The organism is Saccharospirillum salsuginis (assembly GCF_014651855.1).
Lineage (GTDB): Bacteria > Pseudomonadota > Gammaproteobacteria > Pseudomonadales > Natronospirillaceae > Saccharospirillum > Saccharospirillum salsuginis.
The window spans coordinates 243,321-259,408 of the sequence record NZ_BMXR01000003.1 but is presented as its reverse complement, the minus strand read 5'-3'; the positions used below and the strand labels follow the sequence as shown (position 1 = coordinate 259,408).

17 protein-coding genes are annotated in these 16,088 nt (G+C 53.7%); 4 read left to right on the top strand and 13 right to left on the bottom strand.

Annotated features, from left to right (window positions below):
* Positions 1–130 precede the first annotated feature (130 nt).
* On the top strand, positions 131–460 hold the full coding sequence (locus tag IE111_RS07405) for an HU family DNA-binding protein (RefSeq protein WP_189607913.1): 330 nt from the start codon (positions 131–133) through the stop codon (positions 458–460).
* Positions 461–530: 70 nt separating this feature from the next.
* Here IE111_RS07405 and IE111_RS07400 read toward each other — a convergent pair whose 3' ends face one another.
* The 8 genes from IE111_RS07400 to IE111_RS07365 form a co-directional block, all read right to left on the bottom strand.
* Positions 531–1,988: a sodium-dependent transporter gene (locus IE111_RS07400; protein ID WP_189607912.1), complete on the bottom strand. Its 1,458-nt coding sequence runs from the start codon at positions 1,986–1,988 to the stop codon at positions 531–533.
* A gap of 181 nt (positions 1,989–2,169) precedes the next feature.
* Complete coding sequence (locus IE111_RS07395; protein ID WP_189607911.1) at positions 2,170–3,003, bottom strand: transporter substrate-binding domain-containing protein; 834 nt, start codon at positions 3,001–3,003, stop codon at positions 2,170–2,172.
* Positions 3,004–3,103: 100 nt separating this feature from the next.
* Positions 3,104–3,907 (bottom strand): substrate-binding periplasmic protein, encoded by an 804-nt coding sequence (locus IE111_RS07390; protein ID WP_189607910.1) that lies wholly within the window; start codon positions 3,905–3,907, stop codon positions 3,104–3,106.
* Between the two features lie 299 nt (positions 3,908–4,206).
* Positions 4,207–4,524 carry a HigA family addiction module antitoxin gene (locus IE111_RS07385; protein ID WP_189607909.1) on the bottom strand — a complete coding sequence of 106 codons (318 nt, stop codon included), beginning with the start codon at positions 4,522–4,524 and terminating at the stop codon, positions 4,207–4,209.
* A 66-nt stretch (positions 4,525–4,590) separates the two neighbouring features.
* Positions 4,591–4,953 carry a hypothetical protein gene (locus IE111_RS07380; protein WP_194523964.1) on the bottom strand — a complete coding sequence of 121 codons (363 nt, stop codon included), beginning with the start codon at positions 4,951–4,953 and terminating at the stop codon, positions 4,591–4,593.
* A 27-nt stretch (positions 4,954–4,980) separates the two neighbouring features.
* The gene (locus IE111_RS07375) at positions 4,981–5,268 is read right to left on the bottom strand and encodes a HigA family addiction module antitoxin (RefSeq protein WP_189607907.1); all 288 of its coding nucleotides are present in this window, start codon (positions 5,266–5,268) and stop codon (positions 4,981–4,983) included.
* A gap of 10 nt (positions 5,269–5,278) precedes the next feature.
* Positions 5,279–5,557: a type II toxin-antitoxin system RelE/ParE family toxin gene (locus tag IE111_RS07370; RefSeq protein ID WP_189607906.1), complete on the bottom strand. Its 279-nt coding sequence runs from the start codon at positions 5,555–5,557 to the stop codon at positions 5,279–5,281.
* Positions 5,558–5,698: 141 nt separating this feature from the next.
* Positions 5,699–7,339, bottom strand: coding sequence for an Ig-like domain-containing domain (locus tag IE111_RS07365; protein WP_189607905.1), 1,641 nt, complete (start codon positions 7,337–7,339; stop codon positions 5,699–5,701).
* Between the two features lie 341 nt (positions 7,340–7,680).
* On the opposite strand from IE111_RS07365, the gene IE111_RS07360 reads away from it, so the two are divergent.
* The 3 genes from IE111_RS07360 (at position 7,681) to IE111_RS07350 (ending at position 9,315) form a co-directional block, all read left to right on the top strand.
* Positions 7,681–8,058, top strand: coding sequence for a L,D-transpeptidase family protein (locus IE111_RS07360; RefSeq protein WP_189607904.1), 378 nt, complete (start codon positions 7,681–7,683; stop codon positions 8,056–8,058).
* A gap of 1 nt (position 8,059) precedes the next feature.
* Positions 8,060–8,554 (top strand): hypothetical protein, encoded by a 495-nt coding sequence (locus tag IE111_RS07355; RefSeq protein ID WP_189607903.1) that lies wholly within the window; start codon positions 8,060–8,062, stop codon positions 8,552–8,554.
* Between the two features lie 206 nt (positions 8,555–8,760).
* Positions 8,761–9,315 (top strand): hypothetical protein, encoded by a 555-nt coding sequence (locus IE111_RS07350; protein ID WP_189607902.1) that lies wholly within the window; start codon positions 8,761–8,763, stop codon positions 9,313–9,315.
* A gap of 15 nt (positions 9,316–9,330) precedes the next feature.
* Here IE111_RS07350 and IE111_RS07345 read toward each other — a convergent pair whose 3' ends face one another.
* The 5 genes from IE111_RS07345 to IE111_RS07325 all read right to left on the bottom strand — a co-directional run bounded on the left by IE111_RS07345 (position 9,331) and on the right by IE111_RS07325 (position 15,986).
* A complete protein-coding gene (locus tag IE111_RS07345; protein WP_189607901.1) occupies positions 9,331–10,821 on the bottom strand; it encodes an IS4 family transposase in 1,491 nt (496 codons plus the stop codon).
* A gap of 129 nt (positions 10,822–10,950) precedes the next feature.
* Positions 10,951–11,583 carry a hypothetical protein gene (locus IE111_RS07340; RefSeq protein ID WP_189607900.1) on the bottom strand — a complete coding sequence of 211 codons (633 nt, stop codon included), beginning with the start codon at positions 11,581–11,583 and terminating at the stop codon, positions 10,951–10,953.
* Between the two features lie 1,029 nt (positions 11,584–12,612).
* Complete coding sequence (locus IE111_RS07335) at positions 12,613–13,113, bottom strand: hypothetical protein (RefSeq protein ID WP_189607899.1); 501 nt, start codon at positions 13,111–13,113, stop codon at positions 12,613–12,615.
* A 668-nt stretch (positions 13,114–13,781) separates the two neighbouring features.
* Positions 13,782–14,105, bottom strand: a complete 324-nt coding sequence (locus IE111_RS24790) for a Rap1a/Tai family immunity protein (RefSeq protein WP_373300874.1) — start codon at positions 14,103–14,105, stop codon at positions 13,782–13,784.
* A gap of 150 nt (positions 14,106–14,255) precedes the next feature.
* Positions 14,256–15,986 carry a P-loop NTPase fold protein gene (locus tag IE111_RS07325; protein WP_189607897.1) on the bottom strand — a complete coding sequence of 577 codons (1,731 nt, stop codon included), beginning with the start codon at positions 15,984–15,986 and terminating at the stop codon, positions 14,256–14,258.
* Between the last annotated feature and the right edge of the window lie 102 nt (positions 15,987–16,088).

The window sequence follows — 16,088 nt, the reverse complement described above, 5'->3', positions numbered from 1 at the left end:
CCCCATTTTCCCCGTATTCAACCGTCGAACAATGCGCTAAAGTCGAGAGCAATGCCGTTGGCAGGCTTTGTATGCGCCGAAACGGCATCGTCACCCATACAGCACTGAATCAACACATCGGGAAGCGAGCATGGCCAAGAAAACCACTGCGATTAAAGAACGTTACACCAAAACCCAAATCGTCTCCGAGATTGCCGAGAACACCGAACTGACCAAGAAAGACGTTCAGGCGGTTCTGGATGAACTGGGCGATCTGATCGAACGGCACATCAAGAAGCGCGCCTGTGGCGAATTCGTACTGCCGGGCATGATGAAGATTCAATCGGTCAAGAAGCCGGCCCGCAAAGCACGTCCGGGTGTGAATCCGTTCACCGGAGAGGAAATCATGATCGCGGCCAAGCCGGCGAGCACCGCCGTCAAGATCCGCCCATTGAAGAAACTGAAGGACATGGCCAACTGAGTCGGCCTTCCCCGACTCGATTGTGTTTGCCGGGTGCCCAAATCGTCGGGCACCCGGCTCGTCGGGAAGTTTAGGCTTCCCGGGTCCGCCACCCGCGCGGGGCACTCAGCCAGCCCGCCCCGATGACGACTCCGGCCGCCAGAGCCGCACTGGCCCAGAGGTTCACGCCCAGTCCCGTCAGCAGTACAAGCGTCACGCCCGCCGGTGAGATCACCCTCAAAGCGAACAGCCATACCGAAAAGCCTTTGGAATCACCCCCTTCCTGATACTGCTGCTTCAGCAGCGCCGGCAATACGAACCAGCCGGCGAACAGCGCCGTCAACACACCGCCCAGGGGCAACAGAATGTTGGTGCTCAGCCAGTCGAAACTGTCGAAGGGCGTTTTGCCAAACCAGTCGTGAAACAGGGTGTCGCTCGACCAGGCATTGAACGACAACACCGTGGCCATGCCCAGGCACCAGGCGAACAGACACAGCAGGACGGTGGCCTTGGTCCGCGCGATACCGGTTTTTTCCACCCAGAACGCGACGATGGGTTCGATCAGCGAGATTGCCGAACTCAGGGCGGCGAACGCCACCAGCAGGAAAAAAGCGGCGCCGAACAGGCTGCCGAACGGCATCTGGGCGAACGCCATCGGCAGGCTGACGAACATCAACCCCGGGCCGGAACCCGCGTCCAGTCCGTTGCCGAACACCAACGCGAAAATGGCCAGACCGGCCAGCAGAGCGACCAGGGTATCGGTCACAGCGACGATGCCGGCGGTACGCACCAGCGATACGCCGGACGGCATATAGGCGCCGTACGCCATGATCACCGCCATGCCTAGGCTCAGTGTGTAAAACGAATGGCCCAGCGCCACGACCCAGGCTTCGAGCGACAATCGGCTGAAATCGACGCTGAACATGAACGACAGGGCCGCCGGCAGGTCGCCTTCGAGTGCGCCATAGACCAGCAGCGCCAGAATCAGGGCGAACAGAGCCGGCATCATCAATTGAATCGCCTCGCCAATGCCTTTTTGCACACCCCGGGCAATGGTCCAGACGACGGCGACCATGAAGACCGTATGCCAGAGAATCAGCCGGGGCACCGAACCGAGCAGGCCATCGAATACAGCGGCCACCTCATCGTTACTGGCGCCGCTGAAACGGCCTTGGGCCATGCCCAGCAGGTAATCCAGCGACCAACCGGCGATGACGCTGTAAAACGACAGGATCAACAGGCCGTTGACCGCCCCGAGCCAGCCAATGGACTGCCAGCCGCGGCTGCGCCCGGACGCCTGAGCCAGACTGTCCAGCGCCCGAATCGGCGCTTCACGCGTCTGTCGGCCGATCAGCGACTCGGCGATGAACAGCGGCACGCCCACCAGGGCGATGGACACCAGATACACCAGCACAAATGCGCCACCGCCGTATTCCCCGGTGATGTAGGGGAACTTCCACAGGTTACCCAGACCGACCGCCGAACCGGCGGCCGCCAGAATAAACGTCAAACGACGGCTCCAGCCGCCATGAATGGACTGTTTTGTCATCTTGCCTCTCAGTGCATTTGCGTTGTTGTTTCCGTTCTTTCGACGGAGTGGCCCTGAACGGGCTCTTATCGGTGGGGTATTGAAAAGCGCGCAAGATTACTGAGGCGGGACGGGGCTGTAAAGCCGGCCCGGCGCCATTCGGGCACCGGGCCGTTCAAGTAACGTGGGATTGATTTTCTGATCAGGGAGCTGGCGGCGGGTCGCCCAGGGTCAGCACCCGGCGCTGCCCCAGATTAAGGGCGCGGAGCCGGTCACCATAGAGCTGCTCGAACAACGCATCGAACGCGCCACTGTCTTCGGCTTCGGTCAGGCCGCGCGACAATGCATCGCGCAAGTCCGGTGCATTCGGCGAGACATAGATCACGTTACGCAGCGGCGTTTGCACCAGCAGGTTCGGTTCGATGCGGAGGTTGGGGTACCGGTCATGGTAGGCGTCCCACTCGGGCAGGATCTCCATGACGCCGCGCGATACATAGTCGCAACTGCCCCGGGCCAGATGGATGAACAATTCCTCGTAGTTCTCGATTTTCAGCAGCTTGAACCCGTGCGCCTCCCACTGCTTGGTGATCCGCCAGGCCGAACCGGTACAACCGGTCATCGTCTTGAGTTCATCCATGGTGGTTACGCCCGAAAACGCATCGAGGGACTGTTCACTGACCAGATGCACGCGCTGGCCCAGCAGACCCTTATCCACTGAAAAATCCACCTTCAGGTAGGCTTCGTCGTAGGTCGGGGCATCGGGCAACATGACGACATTGATCAAGTCACCCCGCTTCAGCTCCAGTTCCAGGCGACGACGGGACATCGGCGCGTCGGACAGCGCCAGTTTGAAATCCGCCCCGCTGTGTTCCAGCGCCAAGGCGACCATGGCGAAGCCGTTCGCTTGACGCACATCCTGATCGGCCAAATGCCGGGGATAGATCGCCTGCAGGACGTCGGATTCGGCCTGTACGGGCACACCCAAACACAGGCACAACGCGGCCACGACCCATAATACGAACCAACGACGCCCCATGGTTCCGCCCCTCTTTTTAATTGGGGTTAGCAGGTACTCACTATAGTTGAGCCCTCCGGACCATACCATGGCCGGACATGCCCCTAAGCGACAGCCCCGACTACGGCTGTTTCGCATCGCCAAGCCCGGACTGATGCAATTCGTATCGATCCCGAATCCGGTTCAGGACTCCCCGACGCTCCAACCGTTCCAGGGCGGCATCGAACTCGGTGGCGAAGTCCGCCGGAAGCGATGCCCGACTGAGCAGAAAATGAATATCGGTCCGATACAGGGTTTCGACCGGCACCAGTTGCCCCCACTGCGGGTTACGACTGAACGATCGCGCGGCCACATAAGGGTCGGCCACCACGGTGGTCACCCGCCCGGCCTCCAGCATGCGGAAAGCGGCTTCCTCGGTGGGGAGCTCGAAGACCCGGTCGCGGAAATCCGGATCGCGTATCGCCCGTTCAAAATCCTCGCCGTAATAGTACCCCAGCACAGTCGCAATCCGTTCCCGTTCATTCCCGAGCGCCAACAGGTTCGACTCATCGCTCAACCGCTCGGCGTCCTCGGGTCGGGCAAACACCACAACGCTCTCCTGCCGATAAGGCTGACTGAAACGACCGTATTCATCGCGCTCGGGCACATAAGAGGCGCCCGCGATGACGTCCAGCTTTCCGGATTCGATGTGCAACAGGCGCCGTTTCCAGGGTACATTCTGGTAGATACGCTCACAGCCCATCTCGTCGAGAACCGCCTCGACCATATCGATATCGAGACCGGCCGGCCGGTCACCATTGTCGAGATATTGATAAGGCGGCCAGGGTGCCCAACCGACCTGCACAGGCCGTTCACAGGCGGCCAGCAGGGACACAGGCGCCAGCAACAGCCAGACGCCCAGAAAGAGAATGAACCTCATCGGCATGGTGTTCTGTCCCACAGCGTTCTGGAAAACGAGACAATCACTGGGATCAGTTTAGTTCAGATTCGACGGCGGGGCGGTAACAGTGTGCAACATACGGCCTGGAGGAGAGACGGGCGAGACAGACAACGGGCTAATTTTACCCGGAACATTTATATTGAATGAATCAACAGGTAGGGCAGAAGAGCGACAGCGTTATCTGCCGTAAGGAATATGACAAGTCTCCTGATTGGCCACTGGCTCGAACAACCGTCACGACTCCCAATGCCCCTAAGGCTGTGACGAGGAGGCCAAGCCCCTCCTTAGTGTGCCCTGTGGCCCATATCCGATCCGGAGTTCCAGGGCCGAATATTCTTCAATTGATCGGCCAAGTCATCTTCAGCGATCTCGGTATCATAAGCCGCCTGTGCGCGCAGCCAATACCCATTGGTAAGGCCGAAAAACCGGCACAGACGCAAATCGGTGTCCGCAGTGATTGAACGCTTTCCGGCAACAATCTGGCCAATGCGCTGGGCTGGCACACCTATTTCTTTGGCAAGCCGGTACTGTGAGATCCCCATCGGATCAAGAAATTCTTCTTTCAGTAACTCGCCGGGCGTTACGGCATCAATATTACGCATGAAGCTACCTTCTGGTGACAATCAACTATTTCAATGCCTTCCGCTCCCGACAGGGTCCCGCGGAAGCTAATGTGTCGCACCTCCAGTGAAGTAAGCCCGAATTATGTAGTTGTCTTTACTTGTCTCTATGGCCGTTGCGAACTCTACTTTTTTCTTTATTGCGGGGAAAAGCTCGTCCTTCTGCTTCATGATTCGCATGAACATCCGCTCGAGGCCTTCGAGCGCCTCTATGCTTGGCGCATACGGTCGCTGAGACTCAATGAATTTATGGAGCCTTCCATTTCGTTTTTTCCCGGAGCACAGCGACATATTCCATGCAGTTTTTACCAAGTCCAAATGTGCCTGCATTTCCTCCAGGTTGTTCACGTTTTCCAACAGGTCACCACCGACGGCTATGAGCATTTCCGACACTTTTTCCAAAATTCTCATACCTCCATGGTTTGGCTAAGCAGCGCTTTAGGCGGCAACGAGCTTCTTAACCTTGAGTTCGTTACGATGTTGTTCAGCATGCCAGAGTTCAAATTGGGACTGCTGATTCAGCCAGCTTTCCGCCGAGGTATCAAACGCGATAGAGAGCCTGATGGCCATTTCGGGGCTAATACCGGCCTTTCCGTTCAACACAGCACTCAGGGTTTTGCGACTGACTCCCAATGCTTCCGCAGCGGCGGTTACGGAGAGGCCAAGAGGATCCAGACACAGCTCTCGTATTACTTCACCGGGGTGGGGAGGATTGTGCATCAACATAGGCGGTACCTCAGTGATAATCTTCGTAGTTCACTATCTCGGCGTCTCCGTCCTCGAACCGGAACGTCACGCGCCAGTTGCCACTTACCGTTACCGACCAAATTCCGGCTCGATTGCCCGAGAGCTCATGCAGCCGAAGACCGGGCAAATCCATATCTTTAGCGTCCGATGCCGCATTTAGCCTACCGAGAATAAGCCGAAGCCTCTTAACATGAGCGGCCTGGATCCCTGCGGTGCTGCCGGACTTGAAGAACTTGGCCAAGCCCTTATGTTTGAAGCTTCGAATCATTCACAGATCGTACCCTGTAACGTATCAGGTGTCAATGCACATAACACCACTGAGTTCCAATCCCCACCCGCCCCAAAACATCACCGGTTCACTATACCCATCACACCTTAAAGGCACCGGTCATGTTTCAGGAACCCAGCGTTAATCGAACCGGTTGGCCCGAATATTCCGCGTGCCGACAACCTGCTCCCAAACAGCCAGCGCTCGACCGGAGCGGTCGAATGCAATCTGCGGGTCTCGCGCACTGCCGGTATCGTCGGCTTCGATGGATTCTGCTGACCCCCAGCCATTGTCCCGGGTATAGCGGTTGACCCGAATGTTGAACCGGCTGCCGTCACTGTGCTCCCACACCGCCAGAGCATTGCCTGCGCCGTCGAACGCTATCTGCGGGTCCGACGCGCCTCCGTCATTGTCGGTTTCGATGGTTTCCGCTGTGCCCCAGCCGTTGTCGGCATCAAAACGGTTGGCCCGAATGTTGAAACGCGTACCGTCTAGTTGCGCCCAAACCGCCAGGGCATTGCCTTCCCCGTCGACCGCGACCTGCGGGAGGATCGCATCGCCATCGTCTTTGGCTTCTATGGTTTCCGCCGCACCCCAGCCATTGTCCGCATCAAAGCGGTTGGCCCTAATGTTATAGTTCGTGCCGTCGTATTGATCCCACACCGCCAGGGCGTTGCCTGCGGCATCGAATGCGATTTGAGGGTCGGCCGCATCTCCGTCGTTCTCGGTTTCGATGGTTTCCGCTGCGCCCCAGCCATTGTTCGCATCAAAACGATTGGCCCGAACGTTATAACGCGTGCCGTCGTGCTGAACCCATACCGCCAGTGCGTTGCCTTCGCCATCGAATGCGATTTGCGGGTCTATCGTGCCTCCGGCATCTTCGGCCTCGATGGTTTCCGCCGTGTCGTTCCAGCCATGTTCAGGGTTAAAGCGGTTCGCCCGAATGTTGGTCCGTGTGCCATCGTTCTGACGCCACACCGCCAAGGCATTGCCTTCGCCATCGATCGCGATCTGAGGGCCTCTCGCATCTCCGGCATTGTTCGCTTCGATGGTTTGCGCGCTGCCCCAGCCGCTGTCAGTTGTATATCGGATGGCTCGAATGTTGAAACGCGTGCCGTCGTACTGCTCCCAAACAACAAGGGCATTGCCTGAACCGTCGAATGCAATCTGCGGGCTTTTCGCATCTCCGGCGTTTTCGGTTTCAATGGTTTGCGCGTTACCCCAGCCCGTGCTGGGGATATAACGGTTGGCTCGAATATTCAAACGTGTGCCGTCGTCCTGCTCCCAAACCGCCAGAGCATTACCGGAACCATCGAACGCGATTTGCGGGTCCGTAGCCGGGCCGGCGTTCTGCAACTCGATCGTCTCCGCCGCGCGCCAAGTGCCCTCGCGTACGCTAAAGCTCCACGAGTGGCTGGATGCCATCGGCTCGCCGGACAGGTCCGCTATGCTTGCATCCAGGGTGACCTGGTATTCACCCAGCAACCTCATGGGCTGTTCCGGCGTGATAGTCACCGTATTGTTGGCGCCGTCGAAGCTAACGGTACTGGCCTGTTCCTGACCATTGCGTGTTAAGTGCACGCTGCTTGAGTCTACGCTGGAGCCAAGCATGTCTGTATTGAACTCGGCGGATGCCACCTGATCCGGTTCGACAGCGGTGGCGCCGTCGGCGGGTGTGACAGAACGGACGTCCGGGGCGCTTTCGCCAACGTCGTCCGTGCAGGCACTCAGCAGGGATACGAAAATGGCCGCTATGACCAAGTGGGCGCGGGTTATAGGCATGAAGATTCTCCTGACTCCTTGTCTTGCTGCGCTGGACGTACCGCCCTGGCAGACACTGTTCCGCGCCAAACTAGCATTGAGTATATTTGATGATCAATCCACCACTTACAACAAGTGTGTGTCAGACCTTACTTTGTGCTCTTATTCACAAACATAAGTAGTGAAGACCTTCCAAAGTACGGATTCACCGATTAGGCAACGCATATTTCGATTGCGTGCTCGCACCGTCTTCAAAAGACCACAAACTGTAATGACTGCACCATCCCTGTGAACAACATCACGGACACCCGTGCACGCAGAATGGATACTCCTTTTCTCTCCTAAACAGGGAAAGGATTATTATGGCCGATCTCAAGTTCAACCGATCAGCGGGCATTCTCACCTGGGGTGACAAGGGTCGATGGGAAGCCGTCAGCGGGCCTCACCCACCAGGTGAACTACCCACGGGTACATACAAGCTAGGGCGTCGTGAAGTGACGCCGTACTCCAGTGCAATCGCTTCTTCATTCCGTGACGAAACAGGGAAAGGGTTCTTCATTCCGATCTACCCGACTTTCTCGACCAATAGGGGCAAAGAAGGCGGCCGACTGGGCATTCATCCAGATGGTGGGGTTTACGGAACTCTTGGCTGTATAGGAATTCGAAGTGGTGCAGCCAGCTTCTACCGACTTCTCAAGGCGACAGGTACCGATGCCAGCCTGACACTGGAGGTGTATTAGAATGAAGCACCTAGTCACTCTAGTAATCATTTTTTCACTAGTAGCTTGTAGTACAAACTCGATCAAACCGGGTGAACCCGTGGAATTTGATATCCATTGGCGAGAGGGCAAACCTACCCTGCGATCAACCCACCTTCGAGAAGACTTCCAGAAGCGCACTCACTTCGGGCCTTACGCTCCAGAGATTGCTCTAATGCTGGTTCCATCAGAAGGCACGGAGAAGGAGTCTCAGCAGTGGCGAGAGGTGTTCGAAGCGGACCCGGAAAGTCGAACATTTATAGTCGTTATGGCCGATCTGACGGGTCTAAGGAAGGATTACTACTCTGTCGATGTAAGTACCGCCGAGCGATTATACGAAGGGCGCAGCAATGAATTTCACATTCTGCTACTGGACAACTCGGGGCGGCTTATTCTGGAGTCTGATGAGGTAGTGCCTGCTGACGTTATTCAAGAGCACTTTCCAATTGATACGGAATACAAGGGACCGGTTGATTGAATACGACGATGACACTACGGTACGTTCATTTGTGGAGGCCAGTAAGCTTGATTGGGTTTCTAGACGTAATGGCTGAAAAGCAACCGTCAAATTTTTACTCGAAGCATTCGAGACAGAATGCGTGACAGTCACTCATTGACCTGTGCAAAGACCATCATTTTAAAATACCGAACCAGAATGGAATTGGCCGCTCAAGGATTCTAACCATGTTATTTTTCCGAATATTAACGCTAGTGATCATCTCTTCGGTAACTGCGGCCTGCGCCAGCACTCCTCCCTGCCAAGACCTTACTGCCTGGTATGAGTTCACCGAAACAGAGTTTTGCTTTCCTAAAGAAAGCGTCGTTCGTTTGAACCACCTCAATCTGTCTGAACCAGGGGCTGAGATCGAGTTCAATCCTTCCGTCATGGAAGGCTCGTTTAGTGTCAGTTTTATTCGTCAATCAGACGAATCGGGACTAAGCGAGCTGAGCGGTCGGTTTAACAAATCCGTTCCGGACTTTTTGATCAATCTGGATGAAAACAGCTACTCCGATTCGGATTGGCAGCTTATTTCTTCCGTGCTCCGGTTGGAGTCAAACACGATGATAAAACGATTCGGTTCCAACGACACCCCTATTGTTGCAATCATTCACCATCCCGAGCCACTGAGTTCAATCTATATCCTTACCTCCGGCACTGATAGTCACATCCTTCTGGCCGGTGAACTGACAGAAAGCCAGGTAGAGTGGTTAGTACCTCAACTTTCGGAGTTCGTTTGAGCATTCCAGGCATGGTCAACACCCGTGCTCAAGACGCATCGACAACGCATCCAGTTGTAGCGACCGTGTGAAGAACTCTGTCATGCGTTCGTCGATGGCGTCCAGCACGTTTCCTTTCAGTGCTTGATCCAGATCGTCCGGCCACACGGTATCCAGGGTCTCCCAGATCAGCGCCCGGAACAGCCACCATAACCGATGGGCGAAGTTCAACGTAGTCAGTTGCGCCTCCATGTCCGACCGATGATCACAGACTCGTCGCTCCCCATCCTCCAGCATCGCTGCGACCAGGATCAGGTAGCGCATCGCCGCCAGATGGATCGACGCCGTGTGCGAGGCGAAGGAGATGGTTTGTTCCCGCAGCAAGCCCAGATGCTGCTTGGCCTCCTTGAAGTACACTTCGATGCTCCAGCGCAGCGCATACAGCTCCAGGATCTTGACGAGACTCAGACCGGTATCGGTGGACAAGAACAGCGCCCAGTCCTTCTTGCCCACCGTGGACTTTGATCCATCCGCAACACCCCTGACGAAGACCAGACGGACCGGTCGCCAGTTCTGAGGTTCCCCTTTGGCCGAGACATCCAACTGAACGTCAATCGACATCGCTTGGTACGGCAGGTTGTTGACCTTGCGCCAGTTCAGGCGCGCCACGCGTTGATGCAACTCCTTGGCTGTGAGCATGATGGCTTGTCCGTTCTCCGAGAACCGGTACTTCATCTCGTTTTTCTTCATGCGCAGGATGGCGGTCACCGCCACTTCTTGACTGGTGCGGATCATGGTCTTGGTGCCGAACCAGGCGTCGCCCAGCAGATACTCCGCGTTCAGGCCCAGACGACGGGCGCGTTTCAACATGTTCGCAGCCATCTCGGGCTTGCTGGACCGGGTGGCCTCCCGGAAGCGGCGCGCCACCACACAGCGCTGGTCGTCGAAGTCTTCCTGCGGCGCCTGGACCCGGCTTTGGCCCACATAAAGCTGAGAGTCCAGCGGCAGGAACGCTTGTTCGGTGGCCAGTCCCAGCGTCAAGACCTGGTGCCCAAGGACATGACGGCCCTCGGTGTGGTCGAAGTGGCTGGACACTCCTTCCATCTTGCAACCTCGGCGCGCCTGGATGGAGTCATCCAGAACGTAGGCCCGAACTTGATGTTGGGCCACATCTTGCTGACGGTACACCGACTTGGCGGTCTGGCCGTGCAGGGCTTGCCAGTTCAGGTCGTTCCGTTTGAGCAGGTCGTACATGACGTCCTTATTCGCCTGGGAAAACAGGTCCAGCCCCTGTCGCGAGAACATGGCGATGGACTGGACCTTGAGCCAGCGCCAGACCATCAGCAGGAATACGACCTCGGTCACGGGCAGCCCGGTGCGCTTGTTGAAGCCGACTTTTCTGACGAGCGCGTTCAGGTTGAGCTGTTTCCAATGGTTGGCGAATACGTTGTCGATGAAAGCCTGGGATTCGTGAAGCACTTGCCGGATCAGAGATGGCAGTTCCGGTTGTCTTGTGCGAGAATTCATGTGGGCCTCCGTTGGTGATTTGTCGTTTGGTTTAGTCGCCTTACATTTTACCAAACGGCAGGCCTTTTTTGTTTCTAAATCAATCGGTTATCAGCGCTATTCAGCTTCGAACGAACTCCGAAAGTTGAGTTAGTACGACACATCAGATTGTAACTTTACATACCGGGGCGGAAATTGGTACTGATCGACTTGCTTAAACTCGTAATACTGAACGGTGCCCCACATTGAAGCTGGTAAGAGAGCCTCATGTGCGGCGCTTTCTTTATTCCTCTCTTGGCGGGCCTCATGCTCTGGGTCAATCGGAAAATGCCTTCGAATCACTTCAGCAGGCAACACCTCATCGGACTCAAGAATGAGGTGTCCATTGCAATCCAGTAGCAGGATGTGAAAGCCTTTTTTGCGACCTTGGTAAAGCCGTTTCACGGTTTCGACGTCAACGTGATAATAATGCTCCCTCTCGCCGGACAGGTCCGCGATTACCCCGATAAAAGTGCGTGCCTCTGAATCGACCTTATCCAACTCGCGGTTCTGCTCAAGTTCCTTCTGGGTGCCCTTTGATGGAACCAGTATAAGAACAACCTCTGGTTCAATGGGGCCGTACAGAGTGCGTTCCTGGAAGTCCTCACGGAGATGGGTAGATCTCACGGTGAATTCGCTATTCACCGACTGTATCTCAAACTCCACGGGCTCGCCCTGTTTGGTTGGGGATGTAGTGCAGGCTCCCAAAGTGAGCGTGAGAGCCAGGGCCATTAAACGCCGCATGTCAGTAGACCTCCAGTGTCAGGTTCGCACTGGTCCCGGTGGCTGCCAGCACTCGATAGAAACTTGCGGCCCCACTTCGAATGCCGATGCAACCACGGGTGCCGCAGGTCCCGCCGATCTGTTGAATTTTAAATCTGCCATGATGGTCCTTTTCCTTATCGAGTGGGGCCCAAGAGTATCCTGGCCACAGTCGCGGGTGTCCGTGACGTAATTCACAGGAGTGAGCCGAGGCTTGAGGTTACGCCCTTGAAACTGGCAAACAGCATGACTTTCAGTAATTTAGACGGGTCGGCCAGTGCTGTCGTTCTGATACACCTCATGAAACACGCTCGTATCGATCCAATGTTCAATAAATAGTGGATGGTGTGCTCAAACATACCCTGCTGAAGTCAGTCTTCGAAGTTGATGACCAAGGTTACAGGGACACCTGTCGTAACCACTTTGTTGGATACCCTCACGACGATATGCCGTCCGGCCAGGCGTTTCAACTACAGGATTACCTTAAGTTGCTGGACTGGACTGGCCGACAACTGCGTAAAGGAAAACGCGCTACAATTGAGAAGGCGTTACCTCCCATTTTGATCGTCTGAACTTCGACCCTGACAAGTGGCTCTATTCTTCTACACACTATGAGTTCTCTTTCAAAGGCTTTGTTGGAACCGTACACGCCATGGTCAGCGCCCGCCGAAAACTCGGGTACCAACGAACTCCCGGCCTTTCGGCCGGCCTGTTGCTGACCTAAACAACCCTCCAATCCTTTTCCAAATTCTGAAATCACCTTCAGGGTAAAGCTGTGGATAAAACCTAGCGTTTCAGACCGAATACCAAGTAATTTTTATTCTTCCCCGGCCAACTGGACTCACATGCTTGGAGACTTCGATCGATCAATGCACGCAACGCGGAATCTTTGCTATTCTTGGTGTCCTAATAGTCCTTAGTCCCTGCATTGGACACCTCGTCAGTTTGACTTTTGTGTCCGTTAAACCGGGTCAAGTTCAACGTCTGACAACAGCTACTTGTAGATGGTTTCTACACTGTCGCATTTTCGAGGACTTTGAGCTCTCGATCCCACCACTCTAATGCAAGGGTGAGAGCCTTTTCTGGAGATACACCAGCACTCTCTCCCCTGCGCTTAGTGAGAGTAGCCACCTCCGTTGTCACCAATAAAGCTTCTCCTGAACTAACAGCAAGAACAGACCCGTCACTTAACTCCAGTAGACTCTCTTTACGCACAGTCTCCTTTTCAAGAGAACTATCATATTCCTTAAGAATTGAATTCCTCTCTCTCTCGATGAAGTTGTAAAACATCGGGTCGTCCTTCCATGCTTGGAACCTCTGGTCCAACAGGCGTTGAAAGGGTTCACCTAGCACCTTTGCATCCACCTTTCTTAATACATGGCCTATCGACCTGAGCATCGCTAATGCCGCAAACCACATGATTTTCGCATCTTCTATGCGTTCATCAGAAAGCGCAGTCTCCAGAGAATCCCTTGCGTATGTACAGTCGTAGAATACCTGTCTAGCTTTCATTCAACTCTCACTTAATGCCCGGCTATGGGGCGGTCTTGTAGTCGCGAAGCGGCGGAAAGGCCGTCCCAGCTCCGAAGGGGCGACAACAGCCGTTTGTTAGGCCTACTCCCTCGGATCACGATACTCAATAAGAGGAAACCCTCTAATGTCCTGGAGCCGTAAGAAAATTTGAAAAATACGTGCCGCAATTTTTTGCCCAGTTGAATTCCTGATTCTACGCATTGTGGCCTCCAGGTCACCCCGAAACTGAGGCATCTCCGTTCGATACTTGCTTGATTCAGATATAACCCAGCTGAAATCTTTCCTTAGCTCCTCTGGAAACTCTTTCTCATGAAGTGGTAAAAGCGTCAACACAGCCGTTTGTAGTCTCGCTCGAACGTCCCCTTGACCGGTACACAGTTGTTGCACAGCTAAGTAAACTCTTTCATTAACTGACTCTGCTGCTTGCCGTGTTTCTACACTTTCCTCAGACCTTGTTCCAAATTCTTCCATACTTGGCTCCCAACGCCTAACGCGTTCACTCAGTTTATTCTGGGGCAACCGTAGAACCCAATACGCACCAGTGCTTTGGGCAGTCAACTTCAGCGACAATTAGGCATTTTTCAGAGCAAGCGGAACTGCCTTGTGCTTGATCTAAAAACCACCTTCGGTTGTCGGTTGAAGTCAGCTTATTCATAGCCACATGGGAATGCCTCGCTAAGCGCGTACATTGAGAGAAGCGCTGCAGGCCTATGCCTATCCGCGGGAATTCGCTTGAGGTAGGCGGTAACTATGTCAGCAATTTGGTGCCCAGTAGCCTCTGGAGGCATGCAGACTTCTAGATCTGTGGTTGCCTGGCCCGTTCCTTTGAGCAATGAGTACGTTTCGAATCCACCCATAGCAAAAAAGTAACAAGACACTGAGTTCGATTCGCAGATTTCGAGTAGCTCGTTTCCGGAAATATGCCAGCGATAGTTTGAAGCCTTTCCGAAGGCAGTGCAGCAAACCAACATTGCAGTAGCGAATCCGATTGACTTAAACGTACAGCTCATAGCGACCCCTTCATTCTAGTGCCTAACAGCGCCGCTCAGCACGCGCGGCTGCGAAATGGAGGCGAAGCCGCAATGTAGTAGACGTCGCTGTGACTGACTTGGTTATATTCGTCACTCAACCTCATAGATATTCTTTACTCTGCGTCGATTGAACTCGTTTTCTGAAGCAACTTCACGCAATGCTGTCTCGACATTTTGCACAATAGCCGCATAACGTTTTCCGTCCTCCGGATTAGAAGATTGCAAGTCCCTGAACATCAACAACCCACCTCTTAGCTTAACTGTTAAATTTTCGGGAGAGCTTTTCATCCAGACCTTAAAGTCATCTTTGGAAAGAGATTCCAGATATTTGATGTCTTCTGGATTCCACCCATGCTGAGTAGCAATCTTTTCCGCTACCTCATCAATACTAAATGATTTTGCCTTATCTGCTATCTGATCGATTCCATTGCGAAGTGCTGGATTTTTAATCCGCTCATACCTCATAGGATGCGTCCTATCCACCATTCCAAGGGAGTGTTGATGCACTTTTAGGTATTCAGAGACATAACCTGAAACGTCTTCACCGAACTCTTCCAAAGTATCAATGGCGGATGAAAAGTCGCCTAGTGAAACTCGGGACAGGTCACCAAGCGCCTCGATCAATGCACCCTTGAACTCATCCAGGTTGTCTTCAAAAGAATCAGTGTAGATACCCCAAGCCTCACTGAATTTGGAGGACACCTCAAGGTTAATTTGGTTTTGCGAAATTTCTTCGAGATCGCGTTTTAATGCTTCCTCATCGATTAGACCGCTTTCCAAGTACCTAGATATATATGGATCGAGATCAAACCCTCTCAATTGTAGATTCGATGATATAGTTCTGAACCGGCGATCTGCTGGATTTTCCTCATCTTCTTTCTTTGAAAAATATGAAAGCCATGGATTACCACTTAAACGCTCAACAATACCCCTAAAATCTAAATGAGGGTCTTGATCAAAGTATCCCCAAGCAAGGACTGCAACATGGGTTGCAAATGTTTGGCGAGTTATTTCGTGGACGTCAGAAAGAAGCTCATCGAATCGATTGAGAGTTGATTTCATTTTCATGAGGACTCGAATATTTACTATCCCAAGCTCCTCTGCAACCCGTAAAACAGGTTTAAAATCTACGGACGCACTATCGAAGACAAGTTGGAAGTTTTCCCGCACTGCCGGAAGCATCGTCAATTCGATGTCCACGACCTTTTCTCGATAGGTTTCGTACGCCTTTTGCTCCTCCTCGCAGCTCAGGCTTTCTTGGTTGAAAATTAAAATTACCTTGCAGTGCTTCCTTCGAGCCAACTCATCTACTAAGCCCATAACCTCTTTAATACTGAGGCTATCTTGTTTTCTTTCTAAGTCATCGAAGCAAACGATGTAGTCCTGCACCAAGCCATACTCAACAGATCCAATCAGTCCGCTGAATTTAGTAAGGTAAGGAATAGAGTCGGCATGTTTAGAGAACCATCCTAGCCAAGGGCTACGCCTTTTAGCTTTGGAAAGACCCTCCCGAATCCACGGCACACGATCCATTAGTGACGTTGATTCTGAAAAGGACTCATCAAATGCTTTCTCTATGACATCTTTCGCCTGAACCGCTCGAGCTTGCTGAAAGACTTTTGCCTTTACGCCTTCCAAGGACGACTGGCCAAAAAGCGATACGTAGCTATATGCAATCTGATGAAGACCATTTTGTCTGATCTTGCGGTCAATGTAGGCGTCCCAGAAATGGGTCTTGCCCACGCCCCAAGCACCTTTGAGTACGGCAACTTGTTCCTTGGAGGAGAGAAAGGAATCCAAAGATGTGGAAAGTTGTTGCATATAGCACCCAGAATATAACGCCCGGCTAACCGAGCAAATATTTGATGGCGGCTTTTGTGCGTGTTTTTGCACAAAAGGTGACAGCGGAAATTTGTCCGGTGC

Excerpts from the sequence above, each read along its gene's own strand:
- IE111_RS07340 (WP_189607900.1), bottom strand. The coding sequence starts at position 11,583 with ATGCGGCGTTTAATGGCCCTGGCTCTCACGCTCACTTTGGGAGCCTGC.
- IE111_RS07390 (WP_189607910.1), bottom strand. The coding sequence starts at position 3,907 with ATGCCGATGAGGTTCATTCTCTTTCTGGGCGTCTGGCTGTTGCTGGCG.
- IE111_RS07345 (WP_189607901.1), bottom strand. The coding sequence starts at position 10,821 with ATGAATTCTCGCACAAGACAACCGGAACTGCCATCTCTGATCCGGCAA.
- IE111_RS07400 (WP_189607912.1), bottom strand. The coding sequence starts at position 1,988 with ATGACAAAACAGTCCATTCATGGCGGCTGGAGCCGTCGTTTGACGTTT.
- IE111_RS07365 (WP_189607905.1), bottom strand. The coding sequence starts at position 7,339 with ATGCCTATAACCCGCGCCCACTTGGTCATAGCGGCCATTTTCGTATCC.
- IE111_RS07325 (WP_189607897.1), bottom strand. The coding sequence starts at position 15,986 with ATGCAACAACTTTCCACATCTTTGGATTCCTTTCTCTCCTCCAAGGAA.
- IE111_RS07395 (WP_189607911.1), bottom strand. The coding sequence starts at position 3,003 with ATGGGGCGTCGTTGGTTCGTATTATGGGTCGTGGCCGCGTTGTGCCTG.
- IE111_RS07360 (WP_189607904.1), top strand. The coding sequence starts at position 7,681 with ATGGCCGATCTCAAGTTCAACCGATCAGCGGGCATTCTCACCTGGGGT.
- IE111_RS07335 (WP_189607899.1), bottom strand. The coding sequence starts at position 13,113 with ATGAAAGCTAGACAGGTATTCTACGACTGTACATACGCAAGGGATTCT.
- IE111_RS07375 (WP_189607907.1), bottom strand. The coding sequence starts at position 5,268 with ATGTTGATGCACAATCCTCCCCACCCCGGTGAAGTAATACGAGAGCTG.
- IE111_RS07405 (WP_189607913.1), top strand. The coding sequence starts at position 131 with ATGGCCAAGAAAACCACTGCGATTAAAGAACGTTACACCAAAACCCAA.
- IE111_RS07355 (WP_189607903.1), top strand. The coding sequence starts at position 8,060 with ATGAAGCACCTAGTCACTCTAGTAATCATTTTTTCACTAGTAGCTTGT.
- IE111_RS07370 (WP_189607906.1), bottom strand. The coding sequence starts at position 5,557 with ATGATTCGAAGCTTCAAACATAAGGGCTTGGCCAAGTTCTTCAAGTCC.
- IE111_RS24790 (WP_373300874.1), bottom strand. The coding sequence starts at position 14,105 with ATGTTGGTTTGCTGCACTGCCTTCGGAAAGGCTTCAAACTATCGCTGG.
- IE111_RS07380 (WP_194523964.1), bottom strand. The coding sequence starts at position 4,953 with ATGAGAATTTTGGAAAAAGTGTCGGAAATGCTCATAGCCGTCGGTGGT.
- IE111_RS07385 (WP_189607909.1), bottom strand. The coding sequence starts at position 4,524 with ATGCGTAATATTGATGCCGTAACGCCCGGCGAGTTACTGAAAGAAGAA.
- IE111_RS07350 (WP_189607902.1), top strand. The coding sequence starts at position 8,761 with ATGTTATTTTTCCGAATATTAACGCTAGTGATCATCTCTTCGGTAACT.